Annotated in this window: 20 protein-coding genes; 17 read left to right on the forward strand and 3 right to left on the reverse strand. The window is 33.7% G+C overall.

From position 1 onward, the window contains the following. Positions 1-60 precede the first annotated feature (60 nt). From ACGTNH_RS20175 to ACGTNH_RS20185, 3 genes are all read left to right on the forward strand, one after another. Complete coding sequence (locus ACGTNH_RS20175; protein WP_394588849.1) at positions 61-885, forward strand: ArdC family protein; 825 nt, start codon at positions 61-63, stop codon at positions 883-885. Positions 886-949: 64 nt separating this feature from the next. Then, positions 950-1,123 (forward strand): hypothetical protein, encoded by a 174-nt coding sequence (locus ACGTNH_RS20180; protein WP_394588851.1) that lies wholly within the window; start codon positions 950-952, stop codon positions 1,121-1,123. A gap of 231 nt (positions 1,124-1,354) precedes the next feature. Beyond that, positions 1,355-1,666 carry a hypothetical protein gene (locus ACGTNH_RS20185; protein ID WP_394588852.1) on the forward strand — a complete coding sequence of 104 codons (312 nt, stop codon included), beginning with the start codon at positions 1,355-1,357 and terminating at the stop codon, positions 1,664-1,666. A gap of 450 nt (positions 1,667-2,116) precedes the next feature. Here ACGTNH_RS20185 and ACGTNH_RS20190 read toward each other — a convergent pair whose 3' ends face one another. Beyond that, the gene (locus ACGTNH_RS20190) at positions 2,117-2,659 is read right to left on the reverse strand and encodes a hypothetical protein (RefSeq protein ID WP_394588853.1); all 543 of its coding nucleotides are present in this window, start codon (positions 2,657-2,659) and stop codon (positions 2,117-2,119) included. Positions 2,660-2,923: 264 nt separating this feature from the next. On the opposite strand from ACGTNH_RS20190, the gene ACGTNH_RS20195 reads away from it, so the two are divergent. Further along, a complete protein-coding gene (locus tag ACGTNH_RS20195) occupies positions 2,924-4,522 on the forward strand; it encodes an SIR2 family protein (RefSeq protein WP_394588854.1) in 1,599 nt (532 codons plus the stop codon). An 80-nt stretch (positions 4,523-4,602) separates the two neighbouring features. Here the strand turns inward: ACGTNH_RS20195 and ACGTNH_RS20200 are convergent, their stop codons facing one another. Then, positions 4,603-5,160, reverse strand: a complete 558-nt coding sequence (locus ACGTNH_RS20200; RefSeq protein WP_394588855.1) for a recombinase family protein — start codon at positions 5,158-5,160, stop codon at positions 4,603-4,605. Between the two features lie 751 nt (positions 5,161-5,911). On the opposite strand from ACGTNH_RS20200, the gene ACGTNH_RS20205 reads away from it, so the two are divergent. From ACGTNH_RS20205 to ACGTNH_RS20260, 12 genes are all read left to right on the forward strand, one after another. Further along, positions 5,912-6,553 (forward strand): helix-turn-helix transcriptional regulator, encoded by a 642-nt coding sequence (locus ACGTNH_RS20205; protein ID WP_394588856.1) that lies wholly within the window; start codon positions 5,912-5,914, stop codon positions 6,551-6,553. Positions 6,554-6,557: 4 nt separating this feature from the next. Beyond that, the gene (locus ACGTNH_RS20210) at positions 6,558-7,871 is read left to right on the forward strand and encodes a SidA/IucD/PvdA family monooxygenase (RefSeq protein WP_394588858.1); all 1,314 of its coding nucleotides are present in this window, start codon (positions 6,558-6,560) and stop codon (positions 7,869-7,871) included. Next, on the forward strand, positions 7,871-9,163 hold the full coding sequence (locus ACGTNH_RS20215; RefSeq protein ID WP_394588860.1) for an aspartate aminotransferase family protein: 1,293 nt from the start codon (positions 7,871-7,873) through the stop codon (positions 9,161-9,163). Before ACGTNH_RS20210 ends, ACGTNH_RS20215 begins: the two co-directional genes overlap by 1 nt. After that, complete coding sequence (locus ACGTNH_RS20220; RefSeq protein WP_394588861.1) at positions 9,153-10,325, forward strand: NAD(P)/FAD-dependent oxidoreductase; 1,173 nt, start codon at positions 9,153-9,155, stop codon at positions 10,323-10,325. Before ACGTNH_RS20215 ends, ACGTNH_RS20220 begins: the two co-directional genes overlap by 11 nt. Beyond that, complete coding sequence (locus tag ACGTNH_RS20225; protein ID WP_394588863.1) at positions 10,312-11,403, forward strand: SIS domain-containing protein; 1,092 nt, start codon at positions 10,312-10,314, stop codon at positions 11,401-11,403. Before ACGTNH_RS20220 ends, ACGTNH_RS20225 begins: the two co-directional genes overlap by 14 nt. Further along, entirely contained in the window at positions 11,396-12,487 is a 1,092-nt protein-coding gene (locus ACGTNH_RS20230; RefSeq protein ID WP_394588865.1) for an ABC transporter substrate-binding protein, read from the forward strand. The genes ACGTNH_RS20225 and ACGTNH_RS20230 overlap by 8 nt, the downstream gene beginning before the upstream one ends. A gap of 4 nt (positions 12,488-12,491) precedes the next feature. Continuing rightward, the gene (locus ACGTNH_RS20235) at positions 12,492-13,295 is read left to right on the forward strand and encodes a cupin domain-containing protein (protein WP_394588866.1); all 804 of its coding nucleotides are present in this window, start codon (positions 12,492-12,494) and stop codon (positions 13,293-13,295) included. Between the two features lie 24 nt (positions 13,296-13,319). Next, positions 13,320-14,936 (forward strand): class I tRNA ligase family protein, encoded by a 1,617-nt coding sequence (locus tag ACGTNH_RS20240; RefSeq protein ID WP_394588867.1) that lies wholly within the window; start codon positions 13,320-13,322, stop codon positions 14,934-14,936. Then, positions 14,926-15,933 carry an amino acid kinase family protein gene (locus tag ACGTNH_RS20245; RefSeq protein ID WP_394588868.1) on the forward strand — a complete coding sequence of 336 codons (1,008 nt, stop codon included), beginning with the start codon at positions 14,926-14,928 and terminating at the stop codon, positions 15,931-15,933. Before ACGTNH_RS20240 ends, ACGTNH_RS20245 begins: the two co-directional genes overlap by 11 nt. A 99-nt stretch (positions 15,934-16,032) precedes the next feature. Further along, positions 16,033-17,316 carry an APC family permease gene (locus ACGTNH_RS20250; RefSeq protein ID WP_394588870.1) on the forward strand — a complete coding sequence of 428 codons (1,284 nt, stop codon included), beginning with the start codon at positions 16,033-16,035 and terminating at the stop codon, positions 17,314-17,316. A 55-nt stretch (positions 17,317-17,371) separates the two neighbouring features. Further along, complete coding sequence (locus tag ACGTNH_RS20255; RefSeq protein ID WP_394588871.1) at positions 17,372-17,647, forward strand: hypothetical protein; 276 nt, start codon at positions 17,372-17,374, stop codon at positions 17,645-17,647. Between the two features lie 11 nt (positions 17,648-17,658). Continuing rightward, on the forward strand, positions 17,659-18,030 hold the full coding sequence (locus ACGTNH_RS20260) for an NUDIX hydrolase (RefSeq protein ID WP_394588873.1): 372 nt from the start codon (positions 17,659-17,661) through the stop codon (positions 18,028-18,030). Positions 18,031-18,099: 69 nt separating this feature from the next. On the opposite strand, the gene ACGTNH_RS20265 is transcribed toward ACGTNH_RS20260, so the two are convergent. Beyond that, positions 18,100-18,555: a methylated-DNA--[protein]-cysteine S-methyltransferase gene (locus ACGTNH_RS20265; protein ID WP_394588875.1), complete on the reverse strand. Its 456-nt coding sequence runs from the start codon at positions 18,553-18,555 to the stop codon at positions 18,100-18,102. A gap of 135 nt (positions 18,556-18,690) precedes the next feature. Here ACGTNH_RS20265 and ACGTNH_RS20270 point away from each other — a divergent pair, with 135 nt between their 5' ends. Then, positions 18,691-19,287: a bifunctional transcriptional activator/DNA repair enzyme AdaA gene (locus ACGTNH_RS20270; RefSeq protein WP_394588877.1), complete on the forward strand. Its 597-nt coding sequence runs from the start codon at positions 18,691-18,693 to the stop codon at positions 19,285-19,287. Positions 19,288-19,339 lie beyond the last annotated feature (52 nt).

The raw sequence follows: 19,339 nt of genomic DNA on the forward strand, positions 1-19,339 counted from the left end.
CCCTTTGGGGAACATATTTCGTTTCGGAGTTCCAAAGGAAAAACAAGGAGGAGAAAAACCATGAGCAAAAAAATCTATGAAATGATCACAAACCAAATCATTGAGAAGTTGGAGCAAGGGGTTGTTCCTTGGAGAAAACCTTGGGCGAATGGTATAGCGGTGAATTGGAAGACTCAAAAACCTTATCGAGGGATTAATACGATGCTTCTGGACGGTGGCGAGTATGCCACTTTTAAACAGATCAAAGAAGCTGGAGGAAAGGTAAAGAAAGGTGAAAAATCTCATATTGTGGTGTTCTGGAAGATGCTCAACGTAGAAGATCAAGAAACGGAAGAAGAAAAAAAGATCCCTTTGCTGCGGTATTATCGAGTTTTTGAAGTTGGCTCTCAAGTGGAAGGGTTAGAAATGAAACGAACCTATGAAACGTTCGATCATAACCCCATAGAAGAAGCCGAGAAGATTAAAAGGGAATATTTTAATGGTCCATCTTACAGCTTTCAAAGTGGCCGAGCTTATTATGTGCCGTTTGAAGATCGCGTCAATGTTCCACCTAAGAAAGACTTTCCCAATGTGCACGAATATTACAGCACCTTATTTCATGAAATAGTCCACAGCACAGGGCATAAAGATCGGTTAGATCGAGATGGAGTAACAGGAAAAATCAGTTTCGGAAGTGAAAACTATAGTAAAGAGGAATTAATTGCAGAATTAGGAGCTTCGATGCTTTGCGGATTGACCGGAATTGAGAATAACACCATTGATAATAGCGCTTCTTATATTCAATCTTGGTTGAAAAAATTAAAGGATGATAAAACCTTGATTGTCCAAGCATCTCAAAAAGCTCAAAAAGCTAGTGATCATATTTTAGGGATAGAGTTTTCTTAAACAAAGTTTCATAAATAAAATGGCCCCTGCTTGAAAGCAAGCAGGGGCTAAGGAGGAATTATAAATGGTACGAAAAACAATGGTTTCTTATGTGACGTTAGGTAGTTATGAAGGGACAATTCAACTTCCTAAAGAATGGCTAGAAGAACAAATTGACACAACTCTGGAAGAATTTTTAGATGAATATACCTGGGATGATACAGAAGTTTTGGATGGGGATTATTTCCACGATCAATAAGCCAGGAGCCCCCCTGTTTAAATAGGGGGCTACAATATAGATGAATACTTGTTATATAGAAAAAACGTGTTATGAACGGGTTTTACCTCGATAACGCTTAGTGTCTTTTGTGCGTTTTTTTATGTGTTATACAGCCTTACTACGGCTTTTATCGTGTTTTTTCTACTTCTCTTTTTTCAATTAGTTATTAAGTTTAAAGAACATGCTAATACCGCGATAAGGAGGGGGAAAATGAAAACTTGTGCTTATTGTGGTTCAGAGGTTGAAGAAAGTTATTGTTTTTATTGCAAGATGGAGTTAGAGCAGCGCTGTATTTTAAAAAACGGAAACCGTTTGGCCCATAATATTCAGCAGTTACCGTCAGAACAGGATATTTTTTTATCGACCAAAGAATTAATGCAGCGTGAAACCATCGAGTTATTATGTTTATTAAAATATGCTCGCAAGTATCGATCTGACGTGTACAATTGGCGTTTCCTCACGAATAAGGCTAATGAAGTTGAACAGGTTGCCGAAATGAAAAAGAATAGCTATAAAGTATGAAAAAGCTACTCGTAAGGTTTGGGTTATAGAAAATATTATTAAAGAGCGCATGGGGTACTATCCAACGTCGATTACAGATGATTTTATTCAAAGGTATTATCATCGTATGAAGCAATCCGAAAAAAAACGTATGGTTATGCAGAAGTCTGTTGCTAAAAATAACAAATCTTAAGATTTGTGAGGTTGCTTAAGCAAATGGGGGTAGTATGTTTAGTTTTATCAGTCTAGAGGAGGGCACAAATCAAGAGTAATAAACTCTTGGTCTGTGTCTTTTTGTTTAATTAGGGTACACCCTGTACGTACAAAATAGAATCCTGTCATATAAAAGTTACAGATTTCACCATGTATGTACAGGGTGTACTTTATTTGAGATAAAAGAAGAGAAGAAAAGGTTATAATCACATTGCAGGGGAAGTCATAAATTCTAAAAGACACCGTTTAACTGATAGATTATATTTTTCTTTTCAATAAGTTTTCATAATTATCCAGGTCCTCCATACGAGATCTTAATTCACTTAAATTTTCATCAAGATGTTTTAATCCATTTTCTTCATTCAAGCGAGAAAAAAGAACTAGCTGGACATGTACAATTTCTATCGCCCGATTAAGTAAGATAACTTTTCGTTCTGCTTGGTATGATAAATTTGAAGTATCTATTTTATTAATCTCTCTAACTATAGGGGTGTTTACCTCAACTAGCTCAATTACATGACCGTAGTCTTCATTTTGAATCCCTTTTACTATTAACCTTAGGTTATTAGTAAAAGGTGAGGTAAGCCTTTTATAAGTTTCATTAAATTTCATCAAAGTATTGTATTCATTTCTAAAACCTTTTTTATTTTCATGTTTAATTTGAGATTTAAAAATTGCTATTGAAATAATGCCGGCAATAAATGCACCAAAAAAAGTACCAATACCAGTAACCCATGCATCTGGTGAAACACAATTCCAAAACCCCTCACACTGCTGAATATTTACAGGAGTATTTCTCAAAATTCTCCCCCCTCGTTAAACTTCATCCTTCGTCCTCCCTCGGTGTGTGATTACCTTTACCTCCCCATATAGAGGGTTACTATTTTCCTTCCCTCAACAGTATACGACATAAAAAAGGAATTCCTTCAGTAAATACTTTAAAACTATGCTTTCCTCTTACAATCTACTAACTATATTTCGTGTTGAGAAAATTCAAATAATGTTACAATTTTATTATAACGGTAAATATTTCATAATATATCCATCGCATTGGGGTTGCTATTAATGGTAGATATAGAAGAAGAACTTATAGAACATTTAAAGAATATAAATACTGCTCCTTTTTTATTTGTAGGATCTGGATTTTCAAGAAGATATATCGATTTGGAGAATTGGGAAGGCCTGCTACGAAAATTCTCTGATTTAGTACCTCAAGAATTTGATTATTACTCTTCTACATCCAGTGGAGAGTGGGCTAAAGCAGCCGGAATGATGGCAGAAGACTTTCATCCCATATGGTGGAGTGATAGCAAATACGAGGAGAGTAGAGATGAATTTAGAGGTAGAATTAATGCTAAACACAGCCCATTAAAAATAGAGATCTCTAAATACTTAAGGAATCTTAATTATTCTTATGGACTGGATAAAATTAAAGATACCGAAATTAATGAATTAAAGAACATTGTCATTGATGGTATCATAACTACAAATTGGGATATGTTATTAGAACAAATCTTTCCCGATATGGAAATGTATATTGGGCAGAAAGAACTTCTTTTTTCCCAGCCTTTAGAGGTAAATGAAATATATAAAATTCATGGCTGTAGTTCAACACCAGATTCATTAGTACTGACGAATAATGATTATAGCGACTATAATGAGAAAAATGCTTACCTTGCAGCAAAATTATTAACTATCTTCATTGAACACCCAATTATTTTTATCGGATATTCGTTAACTGATAGTAATATACATAAAATTTTAAAGTCAATAACTGCCTGTTTGGATGATGATAATGCTGACAAATTAAAAGATAGATTAATTTTTGTTGAAAGATCCAAAGGGCAACCTGATTCTTTTGTATCCTCTTCATTAACTATTAACCAACTTACTATACCTATAACCAGGGTGAAAACTGATAGGTTTGATTTAGTGTATAAGGCTTTATCCAAAAATAAAAGAAAATACAGTTTGAAATTAATGAGGAGTATAAAATCACAAATATATGATCTTGTTAAGACAAACGATCCTCATGAAAGTATTCACGTCATAGACCATGAAGACAATCAAAATGCAGAGAATGTTGAATTTGTCATTGGGGTTGGTGTGAAATCAGTAGCTCAACAAATGGAAGCAAATAGTGAATTATCATCAACAGTTGAACTTTCAGAGAAAGGCTACGTTACAATCACCCAATTTGATCTGTTTAGAGAAATACTGTTTGATGAGCCGAACTATGACTACAATATAATTGTTCAGGAGACACTGCCCGAGAAGCTAAAGCTGTACCAAACTATTCCTGTTAACAAATACGTTTTATTGAGTAATATTGATGAAAGTGAACTAGATCATAAAATAAAGAAAAAACTTAATCTAGAATACTCTGACTTCCTAACCAAGGCACAAAAAGAAAAACTAGATGATCTTGCTTTTCAGTGGCAATTTAGGTCGATTAAAGAACTAATTGATGGGTATCCTGACTTTGAAAAAGCTATACAGTACATTCCACTCTTAGGTGTAGAAAATCTGGACCCGAAAGAACTAAAGGATTTTCTTGCTGATAATATAAAATTATTAGAACGAAAAGATGTGGTTGGGTCGAGTATTCGTAAGTTGTTTCGAATTTATGATTGGCTTGCATATGGGAATGAAAAGAATTTCTAAAAGGACCATTTTCAACAAACTTATTAAGCTACTAACTTTTAAGGAACAGCGCTTCACGAGATTGATTAACAAATGATAATTTATTTTCTTTCATTTAAATAACGATAAAACGTTGCCCTGCTAACTCCAGAAGCATCGAGAATTTCTTTAATACTATATTCTTTACTGTCATACATTCGAAAGGCCATATCCAACTTGGATTGGTCTTTTTTTGGTCTGCCGCCTTTTCGCCCGCGAGCTCTTGCTGCATTCAGCCCTGATTTTGTTCTTTCTGAGATAATGTCACGTTCAAACTGCGCTAATCCACTGAAAATCGTAAAGACGAGTTTCCCCATTGCCGTAGTCGTATCAATGTTTTCATTAATGGAAACGAAGTTAATACCTTTATCCTGGAAGTCATTGATTAATTCCACCAAGTGTTTTGTGCTACGACCAATTCGATCGAGTTTAAAAACTACCACCGTATCTCCCTCACGTAAATACTTCAGCATTTCATTAAATGCTGGTCGGTCTTTTTTTGTCCCCGTAATCTTCTCTGAGAAAATGTTTTTCTCTTCAACGCCATATTTCTTTAACGCATCAAATTGCATATGTAAATTTTGATCTTTGGTACTGACTCGGGCATACCCAAATAACATATTTTGTAACTCCTTTGAAATTCGTTACTTATATGTTATCAAAAAGGGTGTTGAGTGTATATATTGGTATTTTGTTTTTGATACGACTTTTAAAACTGAAATATTGAGGTTACAGATCTGAAATTCCTACTTTGGATACATGTTATCAAAAACGAACATTTTTAATACATTCTTTCATAGAGTATAAATTATTTAATCCAGAATATTTTTCCTTTCCTTTAAACAGACACATGGAAATGCTCAAAGAGATTGGAAATGAAGAAAAACGGATCAATGAAACCATTCTTGATGCGTTTGGATTTTAAATTGGATTGTAGTGACAAATCACCGTAAGGACCAGGAGATTATATGCTTCAGGAAAAAACTAATCCAAAAAAGGTAAACGTCAACGTTGAGGAACTAGGGGGGAATCATTGCACTTGAGATCTAGGAGAAAATTAGTTAGAAATCCATATGGTTTTTACGCTAAAACAAACGTAAACGTTTATGTTTACGTTTGTTAAAAATACAGAATGTTACTAGAACATATTGAATCCTGGGTTTATTAAAAAGAGCATAAAGTGTTATTCGTTTGAGAGCAATTACAGAGGATTTTATCAATAGGTATTATCATGAAAAAAAACTAAAAAAAGATAAAAAAACGTAATTTTCTGACAATAAATCAATAACTGATTTTACAACATCTTGTTATTATTGGAAGTATATTGAAGGGTAAGGGGAGGTAAAATTTAAATCCTGTAGGAGGACAAACATGGTTTCTTTCGCAGTTATTATTGATGAAGAGCATTTTTTTACTCCAATTGAGAAAGAAATTTTTTACACCAAAAATATTTTAATTGTCAACGACTATAAATTTGAAGTTCCCTTAATAAAAATAAATTTGTTTATTATCGTTGATCCTTCAAGTATTGAAAAATTAGAAAAGTTTGTTAGAGAAAAACATGATATTCCATATTTTATCGTTAATAAAAGTGAAAAGCTGAGGGTTATTTCTTATAGTTTAATGTTGAATAACATGGTGCGAACTAATGATTTTATGGAATTAACGGAGGGATTACCGACAGACTCCAATTTACATCAATGTTTAATATTTTTAGAAGACAATTTATGGGATTCTGGATTAAATTTGAAAAACGTTGCTGATGAAGTTCATTTAAGCTCTGTTCATTTGTCTAGGTTATTTAGTAAAAAATTAGGTATAGGATTTAAGAAATACTTAATTAGTAGAAGACTTCAAAAAGCAAAAATTCTTTTAAAGAATGGAAAAAGTGTTTCAAGTACAAGTTTTGAGGTTGGATTTTCAGATTTAGCTTATTTTTCTTATGTTTTCAAAAAAGAAATAGGTGTTAGTCCTTCTGCTTTTCAAAATCAAACTATTGACATTGGAGGATGAAATGATGACAAAAAAAGATATTTATGATGTATTTGGAATTGGGTTTGGTCCAGCTGGTATTGCTCTTGCTGCTGCCATAGAAGATGAAGAAGAGTTCGAGAATACAAAGTGGAAGAAAAAATTTATTGATAAACAAGTGGATTCAACATGGATGCCTCAAATGCTTTTGCCGGGCACGGATATCCAACACCATTATTTACGAGACTTTGCGACACCAAGAAACCCTCGAAGTAAATACACCTTCCCCAATTACCTTCAAAAGAAAGGAAGATTATTTTCTTTTGGTTTGTTAAACCATCCAAGTCGTATAGAATGGTCTGATTACGTGAAATGGGTGGCAAACCAATTATCTCATGATGCCTCATATAAAACAGAAGCTTTAGAAGTTGAAATTGAGGAAACTGATAGAACCAAAGAGACTTTAAAAATCATTGCTTTTAATCACGATAGTAATAATGAAGAAAGTTATTATACTCATAATTTAGTAATTAATTCTGGAAGAAAACCATTTATCCCCTCTATTTTTCAACCATTTTTAAATGATGACATTTTCCATTCCAGTAAATTTAATACTAATATATCAAAGATACTTCCACGTGATGAAGAACATACTTTTACTGTTGTAGGATCTGGACAAAACGCTATTGAGACTATCTTATATATATCCAATAAGTACCCACGAGCTAAAATTAATATGGTTTTAAGGCATACTGGTTTCCGCCTTTATGATCTAGGACATTTCACAAATGAAGTTTTCTTTCCTGAATTTACAGATTATTTTGTTAATTTAACAAAAGAGAAAAGAGCAAACTTGTTTGAGCAAATTAAACATACCAATTATTCGGCAGTGGATGAAGATGTAAGTAAAGAACTTTATTGGAAAATGTATGAACAAGAAGTCGAAAATAAAAACCAAATCAGACTTTATCGTTGCAGTGAAGTAATCAACATAAACAATGGAGACGACGGAAAATATGAATTAAGCTTACAAGATATTTATAGTAAAGACTATTCGACTATAGAAACGGATCATCTTATCCTTTGTACAGGATTTGTAGAAGAAAAAATCCCTTCGGTCTTAGCACCTATCAAGGATTATCTTGTCCTAGATGATAACGGAGAATTAATCGTATCGAAAGATTACAAAGTTAAAACAGTAAATGACTTTAATATAGGAATCTATCTGAATGGGCTTACCGAAAAAACACATGGAATTGGTGATTCAGCTTCCTTTACAATGATGGCTACTAAAGCTCAGCGTATTCTTGAAAAAATGAACAGCTCAAAAGCAAAGAATGTGGTGGAGGTTAATAACTAATGACATCTTTATTAAAGAATAAAAATTTATCATATATCTCCCCTGTTTGGCCCCAATTTACAGGTTTAGAAATTGAATACGGTAAAGGAATTTATTTATACGATATTGATGGAAAAAAATACTTGGATTTTACTTCAGGTATTGGTGTTACCAATACGGGTCATTGTCATGATAGAGTGGTTCGAACAATTCAGAATCAAGCTGAAAGATTGATTCATGGCCAATCAACCGTCATTTATAATCAACCCATGCTAAAACTGGCATCAAAGATAAATGAAATCACACCTCCTCAATTGAATTGTAGTTTTTTTACAAATAGTGGAAGCGAAGCTGTGGAAAGTGCTATCAAACTTGCCAGGCATGCTACTAATAAAACAAATATTATATGTTTTCAAGGGGGGTATCATGGACGTTCGATTGGAGCGATGTCAGTAACCACAGCTAAATCTATATACCGTAATAAATATCAACCTCTTATGGCAGGTGTATCAGTTAGCCCGTTTCCATATTCGTATAGGTACCAACAAGAAGAAGATTCTTTGGAAGATTGGTGTATTAAAGAGCTTGAATATTTATTAAAGACTCAATCTTCACCTGATGAAACAGCTGCTATGATTTTAGAACCTGTTTTAGGAGAAGGGGGGTATGTAGTTCCACCTAAAAAATTTCTTCAACGGATTAGGGATATATGTGATCACTATGGAATCCTTCTTATTTTTGACGAAGTTCAGTCAGGATTTGGAAGAACGGGAGAGTTTTTTGCATTTGAGCACTTTGATGTTCAACCGGATATCTTAGTGGTGGCTAAAGGCTTAGCTTCTGGTCTCCCATTAAGTGGTATTGTTTCTTCTAGAGAGCTAATGGAAGAGTGGATACCAGGATCCCACGGAGGCACGTACGGTCCGAATCCAGTTGCAGCTTCGGCAGCCATCGAAACTATAAAAATTATTGAAGAAGAAAAATTGGTGGAAAACTCAGCTTCTTTAGGGAGAGTGTTATTAAAATCTCTCTACAAGCTGAAAAATGAATATCCTTTTATAGGAGAAGTTAGAGGATTAGGATTAATGGTTGGGTGTGAGTTTTCGTCTCACCATCCTTCGTCCTCAAAAATAGCCGAAGAGGTAAGGAAAAAATGTTTAGAGCAAGGATTAATTTTATTAACTTGCGGGAGTGATAATCAAGTAATAAGGTGGATTCCTCCTTTAACTTTAGATGAGAATTCACTAGAAAGAGCCTTGAAAATATTTGAAAATGCTTTGATCAAAGTCGAGGAAATAATACATGAACTTTGATGTTTTAGTGATAGGTGGAGGAGTTATAGGATCGAGCATTGCGTATCATTTAACTAAAAGCAGGCGTCTTAAAGTAGGTTTGATCGAACAAGATACGTCTCCTGGAAAGGGGGCAACTAGTAAATCAGGTGGACTCTTTCGTATGCATCACACTTTACCATCTAATTGTCTTCTTTCCCTGGAAAGTTACAGTATTTATTCTCGTTGGAGGGAATTTTTAGCAGGCGATTGTGAGTTCATACAGAATGGGTTTTCATTGATTGTGGGGGATCAGCACTTAAGTCAACTAAGAAAAAATATAGATATGATGAAATCAGAAGGGATAACAGTTTCCACATACACCCCGGAAGAATATCAGAGGATGGAACCTAATTTTTCTAAAAAAAACGTGGGAGCGGTAGTTTATGAACCGTGTGGGGGACATGCCAATCCAGTAAAGGCGACTGATGGATTTTTACGAACTGCTCTTACAAACGGGATGGATATTATAGAAGGCACTAACGTCCATCGTCTTATTAAACAAAGGAACCATATTGTAGGGGTAGATACAAATATAGGAGAGATTAATGCACCAAAAGTGATTCTTGCGACAGGAAGTTGGTCCAACTATCTTACTGAATCTGTAGGCATTTCTGTACCCGTAAGGGCTAAACGGTTAGGGGTAGCATTTATCAAGTCGAGAAATGATTATAGAGGAATCGAACATTCTTACATCGATGATATAACAGATTCCTATTTTCGCCCCATAAATAAATCCAACGTCCTAGTGGGAATTAAAGCAGATGAATGGGATGTTGATTTAGAAACCAATTATAGGAAGGTTGGGTTAAATGAAGTGAATGAAGCTATACAAAGAATCTCAATAAGGTTTCCTCATCTCCAAAATGCTTTGCCTTATGGAGGAAGGGTTAGTTTTGATGGATACACGCCTGATCAAAACCCCATTATAGGGAGTTCACATATAGAAGGTCTATATTATGCTTTTGGTTTTAGTGGCGGAGGATTTAAAGTAGCTCCAGCTGTAGGGAGAGCTGTACAACATGAAGTAGAATACGGAAGTAAAGAAAAAATTTTAGAACCCTTTAGGCTAAACCGTTTTAGGAAGATGACACAAGATAAATTTCTGTATAAAAATGGAGGTAATATATATGGAAGTACGTAATGCTCATCCATATTTTATGTATGATGATATTTTAAAACAACCGGAGTATATAGAAAAAACTTTATCCAAGTATAAAGAAACCTCTTTTATTACTAAAATCGCTCATCAAATCTATAAATCTAAGCGCCTAATTTTAATTGGTTGTGGGACTTCCTTTAATGTTGCTTTATCTGTCAAAGACGTTAGTTCTCATATTTTTGGAAAAACTAATCTTGTTGAAGCCGTACCTTCTTTTGAGCTAGTTCACTCTCAATTCAGTCTTAGTAACGAGGATTGTATTATTTCTTTTTCACATTCGGGTGAAACCCACATGACAAATAAAGCACTAAAATTAGCTCGAGAAAATGGTTGTAAAACAGTAAGTGTTACTGCATTTCCCTCAAGCACATCTGGTCAGACTGCAGATTATGTATTACCTACTTTATATCAAGATGAAAGGTCACTTGCCCATACCATCAGTTATTCCCTAAGTTTTGTTAGTGCTTTATTGCTACTAGGAGCATTAGCAGAAATACAAGGATTCGTTGGGATAGATACTTTTGTGCAAGAAGAAGTGGATAAACTGTCCCAACTAATAAAAAGCATTCTAGAAGATGAAGAACAATTCAAAAATATAGCGTTAAATATGGCGGAAAAAGACTTACTAGTGTTTGTAGGTACAGGAACGAGTTTAGGAGTTGCTTCAGAAATTGCTCTTAAATCTATTGAAACTCATTATACCCCGTCATTTAACTATGATTTGGAACATACTCTCCATGGACCCTTACCAATGTGTAACGAAAAGACACAGTTTGTTTTAATTTTACCAAATAATCAAGTAAACGAGAGGACTAATGAACTGTTAATGGCTTTAAAGCACATCAAATCAGATTCATTTATCCTTTCCCCTTCTCAACCATTTAATGAGGCAACCAATCATTATAAATTACCACCATTTAATGAAATTATAAGTCCGATAATCAGTGTGGTCCCTCTACAACTCTTAACCTATTTTACAGCAACAAATAAAAAATTAAATCCAGATTTGATTAGAAGAGATAATTCTAAATATCATCTAGCCAGGGGCGCCTATGTTTAATCAATATGTACAGCCCTATGATCCTGTTAAGATATTGTCTGTTTCAGATCTAAATCCCTCCTTTTTTAATAACGACACTATAAAAATTGGTGTAAGTGCTAATTTAGGAGGTCATACAAGAGAATTATGTGCGGGAATATCAGTAGCCCTTGAAAAATGGATGCTAAAACAGCGAGATTATAATGTGCAGATACTATGGGAGGAATGCACATTAGATAAAAATGATTCGATCAAAGCAGCCAATTCTCTAATAGCCAGAGGAGCTGACGTAATCATTGGACATTTAAGTGCCACCCAGGCTCTTTATTGCTTGCAGGTATATGGAGAAGCTGGCATTCCTTTTTTAGCCCCTGGCACCTCTCATCCAGATCTTACTAGATATGGATATAAAAATGTTTTGAGATTCTGTGGTTTAGACACGGATATGGCTCAAAAAATGATAGAAGTCGTTAAGCGAGAAAATGCTAAAAAAATAACCTTAATCTATGAAAACAAAGAGTACGGGGAAAAGCTCGGTTCTTTATTAACTAGGAATGCTAAAAAAGAGACAACTATTGATATCACACAAACTATTAAATGGGATCAGGTTATTAAAGAGAAATTAGAAAATAAAATCATTCTGTTTGCCGGTCGTTATGAACTAGCTATAGAAGTTATTAAATATCTAGAAGCGATAGGCTTCAAAGGAATGGTGGTTTTAGGGGACGACAGTTATATTTCAGATTTGTTGGAATTTGTAAATGAGGTTAACGAAGACATAGATATACGTATCGTTTCGACTCCATTAAATAATAAGAGTGAGCTGTTTAATGAATTTCAAAAAGCTTATATTCAAAAAGCAGATGCACCTTTAGGTGCTTATTCGATTACAAGCTATGCAGCAACAAAATATTTATTGCAATCTTTAGATCAACTGAAACACACGTCTTTAGAAAATTTGATTTCCCATATAAAAAAAATAGCTACTAGCTATGAAGATCCCTTGCTGGGAAAGTTGGAGTTTACCTCTAATGGAGACCCTTGGAATTTTAAGTGGATAGAATACAAATTAGAAGGTGGAGAATTTAAAAAAATTGAGGAGTGATTGTATGGTTTGGATTTTCACCTATGGACTAAGTAATCATCCGGAAACAATAAAAAAAGATATTGGCCATTTCAATAGTTTCGAAAAGACTGTTTTAGCAGATCATGTTTATACATTTACAGGATACCATGAAACATTTAAAGGTGGTACTTCTACCATAATTCCAATGGAAGGAGGACAAGTTTTAGGAGTAGCTTACGAAATAGACGATGAGAAATTAAAAAACCTGGTAAGCAATGGCCATGGGTACGAGCTAAGAACACACACAGCTTTAATAAATAACAAAAGCCAGGAAGTTTATATTCTTCAGCCAAAAGAAGTAAAAGAAGTGAACTTACCAGCATTAGATTATATTGAAACCGTAAGAGAAGGCCTTTATTATCATTATCCCAAAGAAATGGTAGACCTATATTTAAAAAGAGCTCTCAATAGAGCTAAAAAAGAAGAACTTCCCATTCAACGAGAGACTAATAATTCCTATAAAAAGGAATATGGAGCTTTTTTAAGAAGGTTATATCCTTGGAAAAGGGCAAATAAATCTCCTTTTGGATCCGGTCTATTAGTTGTAAATCCGAATGAAAGCACGTCTCCACATAGCCACGATGAAGAAGAAACTTTTGTAATTTTGGAAGGAGAAGGAGTAGTAAGTATTGATAATCATTCTGAAAACGTTAGTAAAGGTGACGCTATTTACTTTGAGCCATATTCAGTGCATTCCATAAAAAATATAGGTGCAGAACCATTAAAGTTTATAGCAATATGGTGGGGAGCTGTAGGGGTTGAACAATATGTGTTGGAAAACTATTAAAAAACATGAAAAAGGATGAAATAAATGAAAAATATTTTTGTTACTGCTACTCCTCCGACTCCTAATGGAGGATTGCATCTAGGACATTTAGCCGGGCCCTATTTAGGGGCTGATGTTTTTTCAAGGTTTCAAAAAATGCAAGGACACAAAGTAACTTATCTCACATACGGTGATGCTAATCAAAGTTTTGTAGTTACTACAGCGAAAAGGAAAAACTTAACCCCTCAAGAGCTTATAAAACGAAACAATGTTTCTATTGTATCAACTATGCTTAAAGCTGATATTGAAATTGATGGATATAAATACGTTTTGGACAATAAACACCATTCCAAGTTTGTTCAAGAATTCTTTTTAGACTTATATGAGAAAGGAATCATTATCGAAAAATACTACCAGGCCTTACACTGCGATGATTGTAACCAATATTTGTTTGAATCGTTTATAGAAGGTTTATGCCCTTTTTGTAAAAAGAAATCATCGGGAAATTTATGTGAAAATTGTGCGCGAATTAATAACCCGAATGACTTAGAAAGTCCAATATGTAATATATGTAAGAACCCAGCTCAAGCAAAAGAACAAAAAGGATTCTTTTTCTCTTTCAGAAATCTTTATACAATATTAAAAGATTTTTATGAATCTCGTACTACATGGAGACCTACCCTTATTGAATATTGTCGGCAATTAATTGATAAAGGAATTCCTGATTATCCAGTTTCGTACCCCACTAATTGGGGCATCCCTGTGCCTGTAGGTGGGAATAAGGACCAGTCAATAAATGTATGGTTTGAAATGTACCCAGGAATTATAGATAGCATTAAATCTTCTTCATCTTACGATGACTCTACAGATGAAAAATTAATGGTTCAATTTTTAGGTTTTGATAATTGCTTCTTTAATTCTGTTCTTCATGTTGCTTCAGCATTAGTAAAAGATGATGAGCAATATTTAGTTCCCGAACATATCTATACGAATCATTTCTATTTATTAGAAAAGAGCAAATTTTCTACTAGTAAAAATCATGTGATATGGGCGGAAGACTTTCTTCAAGATGTAGAAGCTGATACTTTACGATATTATTTAAGTCTGACCAATCCTGAGCATAACCAAACAAATTTTGAATTACAAGAGTATTTCGCAAAGAGTGAAAAACTAAAAACATCATTAGATGAAGTTATCGAGAGCTTTTTGACTCTTACTTATGAATACAATAGTCGATTTAACAACTTACTATCAAATCAAGAGATAGATTACGAAGCTATAGGGTTATTAGAAAATACTAAAGCCCAGTTAGATGAATTTTTAGGGTTTGAACATTTTAGTCTGCGTAAAGCAGCTATAGCTATAAAAGATTATTTGGAAGGCATTGAAAATTATATCGCTAAATACAAACATTTATCTCATTCTCAATATGAAATTCCGTTTAAATCTTTTGTACTATCAATTGGATATCTTATAAAAGGTTTGGCTTATTTTACTAAACCTATTATGCCTAAAACATCTGATGAGATTTTTGCCCTTTTTTCTATTAGCACTTCTGAGGAACCTCGGTGGGAAAACGTTAATAACGAATTGAAAGAAGGAGAATGGTTATCCAATAATAACCGGGAAAAACAGGTAGAGAGTGTCTTCTATGAAAACTAAAATAATGAAGTTTGGCGGCACCACATTGGATTCTTCATTGAAACGTATGGAAATCGCCCATCTCATAAAAGAAGAGGGACAGAAATATAAATTGGTAGTGGTGGTTTCCGCAATGGGAAGGATGGGAAGTCCGTATGCAACCGATACTTTGATTAATTACTTGAAAGAAAAGAAATTTTCAAAAAAAGAATACTCCATGCTTTCTTCCTGTGGGGAAGTAATTTCAAGTGTGGTTTTAAGTGCTGAATTACAAACTATTAATATAAAGTCCATTGCGCTAACCGGAGGTGAAGCCGGGATTCAAACGCACTATAAAGATGACCAAACTAAGATTAAATATATAAATTCTAAGAAACTGGAAGGATATTTAGATGAAGGATATATCCCTATCGTTGCAGGATTTCAAGGGGAAAGAGAAGATAGGTCTATAACTACTTTAGATAGAGGTGGTAGTGACATAACAGGAACTTCTTTAGGTAATTCTCTTAACGCTGATTTAATTGAAATTTATACGGATGTTGCAGGCATACGAACCACTGATCCAAGTATCGTAAATGATTCCATGTTGATTTCAAATTTAACTTATAGTCAAGCTGAATTAATGGCTAATAACGGAGCTGAAATTATTCACCCTGAGGCAATTAAGTGGGCTTCTATTCGGAAAATACCTATTCTTATTAAAAAAATCGCTTCTAATGAAGAAACAAGAATAGAATACGCCCGCACTAAAAGCATTTCAAAATCCAATAAAGCATTAGGCATCACTATTGATACAAATCATCAAGAGAGCAAAATAACCATTATAGAACCATACAAGGAGCTGGACTCCCATCACATTCATTTATTTCTGCTAAAAAATATTGTTTACAGCTATGCTTATAAAAACAAAGGGAATTGTATTTCATTTAAAGTTTCTAGTGAAGATATGCCTAAGGCAATAAAACTGATTCACAAAGCGTTGTTTATGAAGAAATCACAAGAAGTATTGAATGTTTAATCATTGTGTTTTGCTGAGAATCTAAATTAAAAAGCAATAATTAAAAAGCAATTCACCGCACTAAATGATAATTTTAGTTAAAAGAAAGAGGTGAATTCTTTGAATAATCAAACCATCGGCTTGTATCAAGGTATTGCATTATACATTGCAGCTATACTTGGCTCAGGAGTATTGTTTTTATCGAGTGTTACAGCATCTATTGCAGGACCTGCTTCTATAATGTCTTGGATTATCGTTATTTTAATGAATATTCCAATTGCCTTCTCGTTTGGCTACTTGGCAAAGCTATATCCAGATGCAGGTGGGGCAGCTACTTTTGTTCGAAAATCATTTGGTTACCATTTAGGTAATTTGGTTGGGTGGTTTTATTTTGTAACAGGGACAATTGGTCAAACTATTGTTTCTCTGACAGGAGCATATTATTTATGTGAATCTATAAGTGTTTTAAATGGTAAAACAATATATATGGCGCTTGTAATATTAACGTTAGCTGGTATTTTTAATTACCTAGGTGTTAAGACAAGTGGAAAGGTCGCCTTATTCCTGAGTTCTTGTCTTCTGTTTCTGTTAGTAACAACCGTGGTGATAACGTTGCCCAAAATTAGTTGGGGAAATTTTACACCTTTTATGCCAAACGGTTGGTTTTCAATTGGATCAGCCATAACAGTTATTTTTTGGGCTTTTTTTGGGTGGGAAGCCATCTGTAATTTGGCAAAAAATTTCAAGAAACCAGAAACTAATATCGTTAGAAGTACTATGATCAGTGCAGGTATCATCGGGGTTTTGTTCTTAATTTTAAGCTTTGTAACAATTGGGACTGCAACCTATGGAAATACAGAAAGTAATCTTTCTCCAATTAGTATAATGATGGGTGAAACTGTAGGTCTTAATGCTAAACTGCTTACTGGAATTTTAGCATTTATTATATGTACGGGCACATGCAATGCTTTTTTTGCAAGCTTAACACAATTAGGGTATTCTCTCAGTCGAGATGGAGCCTTTCCAAAATATTTTGCTAGCGTGGATTCTAAAAGTGGGCTTCCTAAAAGAATGGTTGTTTTTGTTGTTTTTATTGCTATGGGGGGAGTTTTAGGAACTTCTGTTCTTTCTTTAACATTTGAAGATATTCTCTTCATTCCTACTTCCTTAGGAATTTTAGTGTATATTCTTTCTATGGCAGCTGGACTGAAATTAATGGATAAGTCCCAAATTGCTTGGTGGACTTCTCTGGTGTCTTTTATTTCATGTGTATTAGTTCTTCCTTTTTTTAAACTATATATCATTGTTCCGGCCATTATTACTGGATTATATATCGTATATATGATTATTCGCCCTAAAAAAAATGAGGTAGAACAGCCTTTATATCAGAAAATAAATAGGTAGTATGGAGTAAAAGCTCATTTGGTCTTTATATCACTTGTAAAGGAGATAGAGTACTATGATGATTCCAGGGGAACATACAAAATTAAAAACTCAGAAAATCACCCCTTATAGAGAGGGGACAACTGAAGTTGAAGTAAAAGGAATCTCGGATATGCCAGTTTATCATCATGATTTAAAAGTGAAAGCCATAATTTCTTTGCTTGAGACTATTAATACTCAAGAATATATTTATGCTAATAAAACTAATCAAGCAGAAGAACACTATTCCCAAATTATAAATGCTACTAAATACTCGTTTAATAAGTGCAACAATCGTAAAATTAGGAGGTGAAAAAGGATACGATGGAAAAGGTAGTTTGTTGTTTTACAATTTTATTTAATAAAGAAGGGAGAATGCTTTTAATAAATAAAGAAAATACAGTATGGGATTTGCCAGGAGGTAATTGTAGAATTCAAGAAACACCCGAGCAGTGTGCTATCAGAAAAACTAAGGAAGAGACAGGCTATAGAATGAAAGTTATAGAAAGTTTAATCGCATATGGAATAACTCATGCTCCGTATAAACATTACTTGTTCGTAGGTCAGTTAAGAGAAGATGAAACTTATATTAATGATAAAGAAATCAACTTCGAATGGTTTTATCCTAACCATTTACCTTTATCGCTCCTTCCACACAGGAGGAACCAAATTAATTTATTTCTTCAATTCCTTTGAAATAATTGTGCTCCTCCTGTTCTTTTTAATTTTTATTCCTTTTAAAAAATTATTGCACATACTTTATTTTTAAGTTAGTTGCTCAAACTTTAACAGTTCTTCTTTCCTCCATTTCCCCCATGCATAGCCACGGAGATCATTATTTTTTCCAATAACTCTATGACAGGGAATAATTATAGCAATAGGGTTTTTACCGATTGCATTTCCAACTGCTCGAATAGAGGTAGGTTGTCCAATAGCTCTTGCAATTTGAGAATAATTCGTTGTATGTCCAAAGGAGACTCTAGATAAATCATCTAGTACTTTTTTTTGAAAATTACTTAGATGAGGACTTAAATTTAGAGAAAAAGTTCTTCTTTCTTTTTTAAAATATTCATCTAATTGTCGAATGCAATCTTCAATATGCCTATTTCTTTGAGAGTTTTTAAAATCCTCAACGAATTGAACACTTATTATTCCATAGTCTGTACTTTTAATCTCTATATTTCCTAAGGGAGATGAATAATTCTCTTTATAAATTTCCATTATGTATAAACTCCTTCTTGTTTGCTTTTATTATAACTATAATTATTACTACTAACTGTTTTATAATTGCTCTCTAATTTTAATCTGAAATATTAGCTGGATAATTATGTTAGAATACGGAGAGAGGTGATTTTAATGAATAACGTGTATTGGAAGGCTATAAAAGATTGTGACTCCCAATATGATGGTAAGTTTTATTATGCCGTCAAAACCACAGGGATTTTTTGTCGCCCTTCTTGTAAATCAAAATTACCAAAAAAATATAACATTGACGTATTTTTAACTAAAAATGGGCCAATAAAGTACGGATATCGTCCATGTAAACGTTGTAGACCAGATAAAGTTGAGTTCATATCAAATCAAGAAGAGCTATTAGTTCAAGCATTTCAATATATAGATAATCATTATAAAGAAGATTTGAAATTAGAACATATAGGTGATGAGTTATATGTTAATAAGTTTTACCTACTGAAGATTTTCTCAAAACGTACAGATATGTCACCAATCCAATATGTTCGTTATAAAAGAATAGAGGAAGCTAAAAGCCTTATAGAATCCTCTGCTCGTTCTATTACCACGATTGCTTTAGATGTGGGTTTTAAAAGTCCTTCTCACTTTTCAACTGTCTTTAGTAAATTTGTTGGCATGACCCCAACACAATACAGAACAGCCTTACATTCTCCTAATAAGAAATCTTATCAGGAGAACCCGGATACTGAAGTTATAACTTAATCTAAGTTCATGAGAAATCTTTATTTAAGAGAGCAGACTTGCGTCTGCTTTT

The organism is Halobacillus sp. B23F22_1 (assembly GCF_043497005.1).
Classification (GTDB): domain Bacteria; phylum Bacillota; class Bacilli; order Bacillales; family Halobacillaceae; genus Halobacillus_A.

Bases quoted from the DNA above. Each gene is read 5' to 3' on its own strand.
- ACGTNH_RS20175 (WP_394588849.1), top strand. From the start codon at position 61: ATGAGCAAAAAAATCTATGAAATGATCACAAACCAAATCATTGAGAAG.
- ACGTNH_RS20180 (WP_394588851.1), top strand. From the start codon at position 950: ATGGTACGAAAAACAATGGTTTCTTATGTGACGTTAGGTAGTTATGAA.
- ACGTNH_RS20185 (WP_394588852.1), top strand. From the start codon at position 1,355: ATGAAAACTTGTGCTTATTGTGGTTCAGAGGTTGAAGAAAGTTATTGT.
- ACGTNH_RS20195 (WP_394588854.1), top strand. From the start codon at position 2,924: ATGGTAGATATAGAAGAAGAACTTATAGAACATTTAAAGAATATAAAT.
- ACGTNH_RS20200 (WP_394588855.1), bottom strand. From the start codon at position 5,160: ATGTTATTTGGGTATGCCCGAGTCAGTACCAAAGATCAAAATTTACAT.
- ACGTNH_RS20205 (WP_394588856.1), top strand. From the start codon at position 5,912: ATGGTTTCTTTCGCAGTTATTATTGATGAAGAGCATTTTTTTACTCCA.
- ACGTNH_RS20210 (WP_394588858.1), top strand. From the start codon at position 6,558: ATGACAAAAAAAGATATTTATGATGTATTTGGAATTGGGTTTGGTCCA.
- ACGTNH_RS20215 (WP_394588860.1), top strand. From the start codon at position 7,871: ATGACATCTTTATTAAAGAATAAAAATTTATCATATATCTCCCCTGTT.
- ACGTNH_RS20220 (WP_394588861.1), top strand. From the start codon at position 9,153: ATGAACTTTGATGTTTTAGTGATAGGTGGAGGAGTTATAGGATCGAGC.
- ACGTNH_RS20225 (WP_394588863.1), top strand. From the start codon at position 10,312: ATGGAAGTACGTAATGCTCATCCATATTTTATGTATGATGATATTTTA.
- ACGTNH_RS20230 (WP_394588865.1), top strand. From the start codon at position 11,396: ATGTTTAATCAATATGTACAGCCCTATGATCCTGTTAAGATATTGTCT.
- ACGTNH_RS20235 (WP_394588866.1), top strand. From the start codon at position 12,492: ATGGTTTGGATTTTCACCTATGGACTAAGTAATCATCCGGAAACAATA.
- ACGTNH_RS20240 (WP_394588867.1), top strand. From the start codon at position 13,320: ATGAAAAATATTTTTGTTACTGCTACTCCTCCGACTCCTAATGGAGGA.
- ACGTNH_RS20245 (WP_394588868.1), top strand. From the start codon at position 14,926: ATGAAAACTAAAATAATGAAGTTTGGCGGCACCACATTGGATTCTTCA.
- ACGTNH_RS20255 (WP_394588871.1), top strand. From the start codon at position 17,372: ATGATGATTCCAGGGGAACATACAAAATTAAAAACTCAGAAAATCACC.
- ACGTNH_RS20260 (WP_394588873.1), top strand. From the start codon at position 17,659: ATGGAAAAGGTAGTTTGTTGTTTTACAATTTTATTTAATAAAGAAGGG.
- ACGTNH_RS20265 (WP_394588875.1), bottom strand. From the start codon at position 18,555: ATGGAAATTTATAAAGAGAATTATTCATCTCCCTTAGGAAATATAGAG.
- ACGTNH_RS20270 (WP_394588877.1), top strand. From the start codon at position 18,691: ATGAATAACGTGTATTGGAAGGCTATAAAAGATTGTGACTCCCAATAT.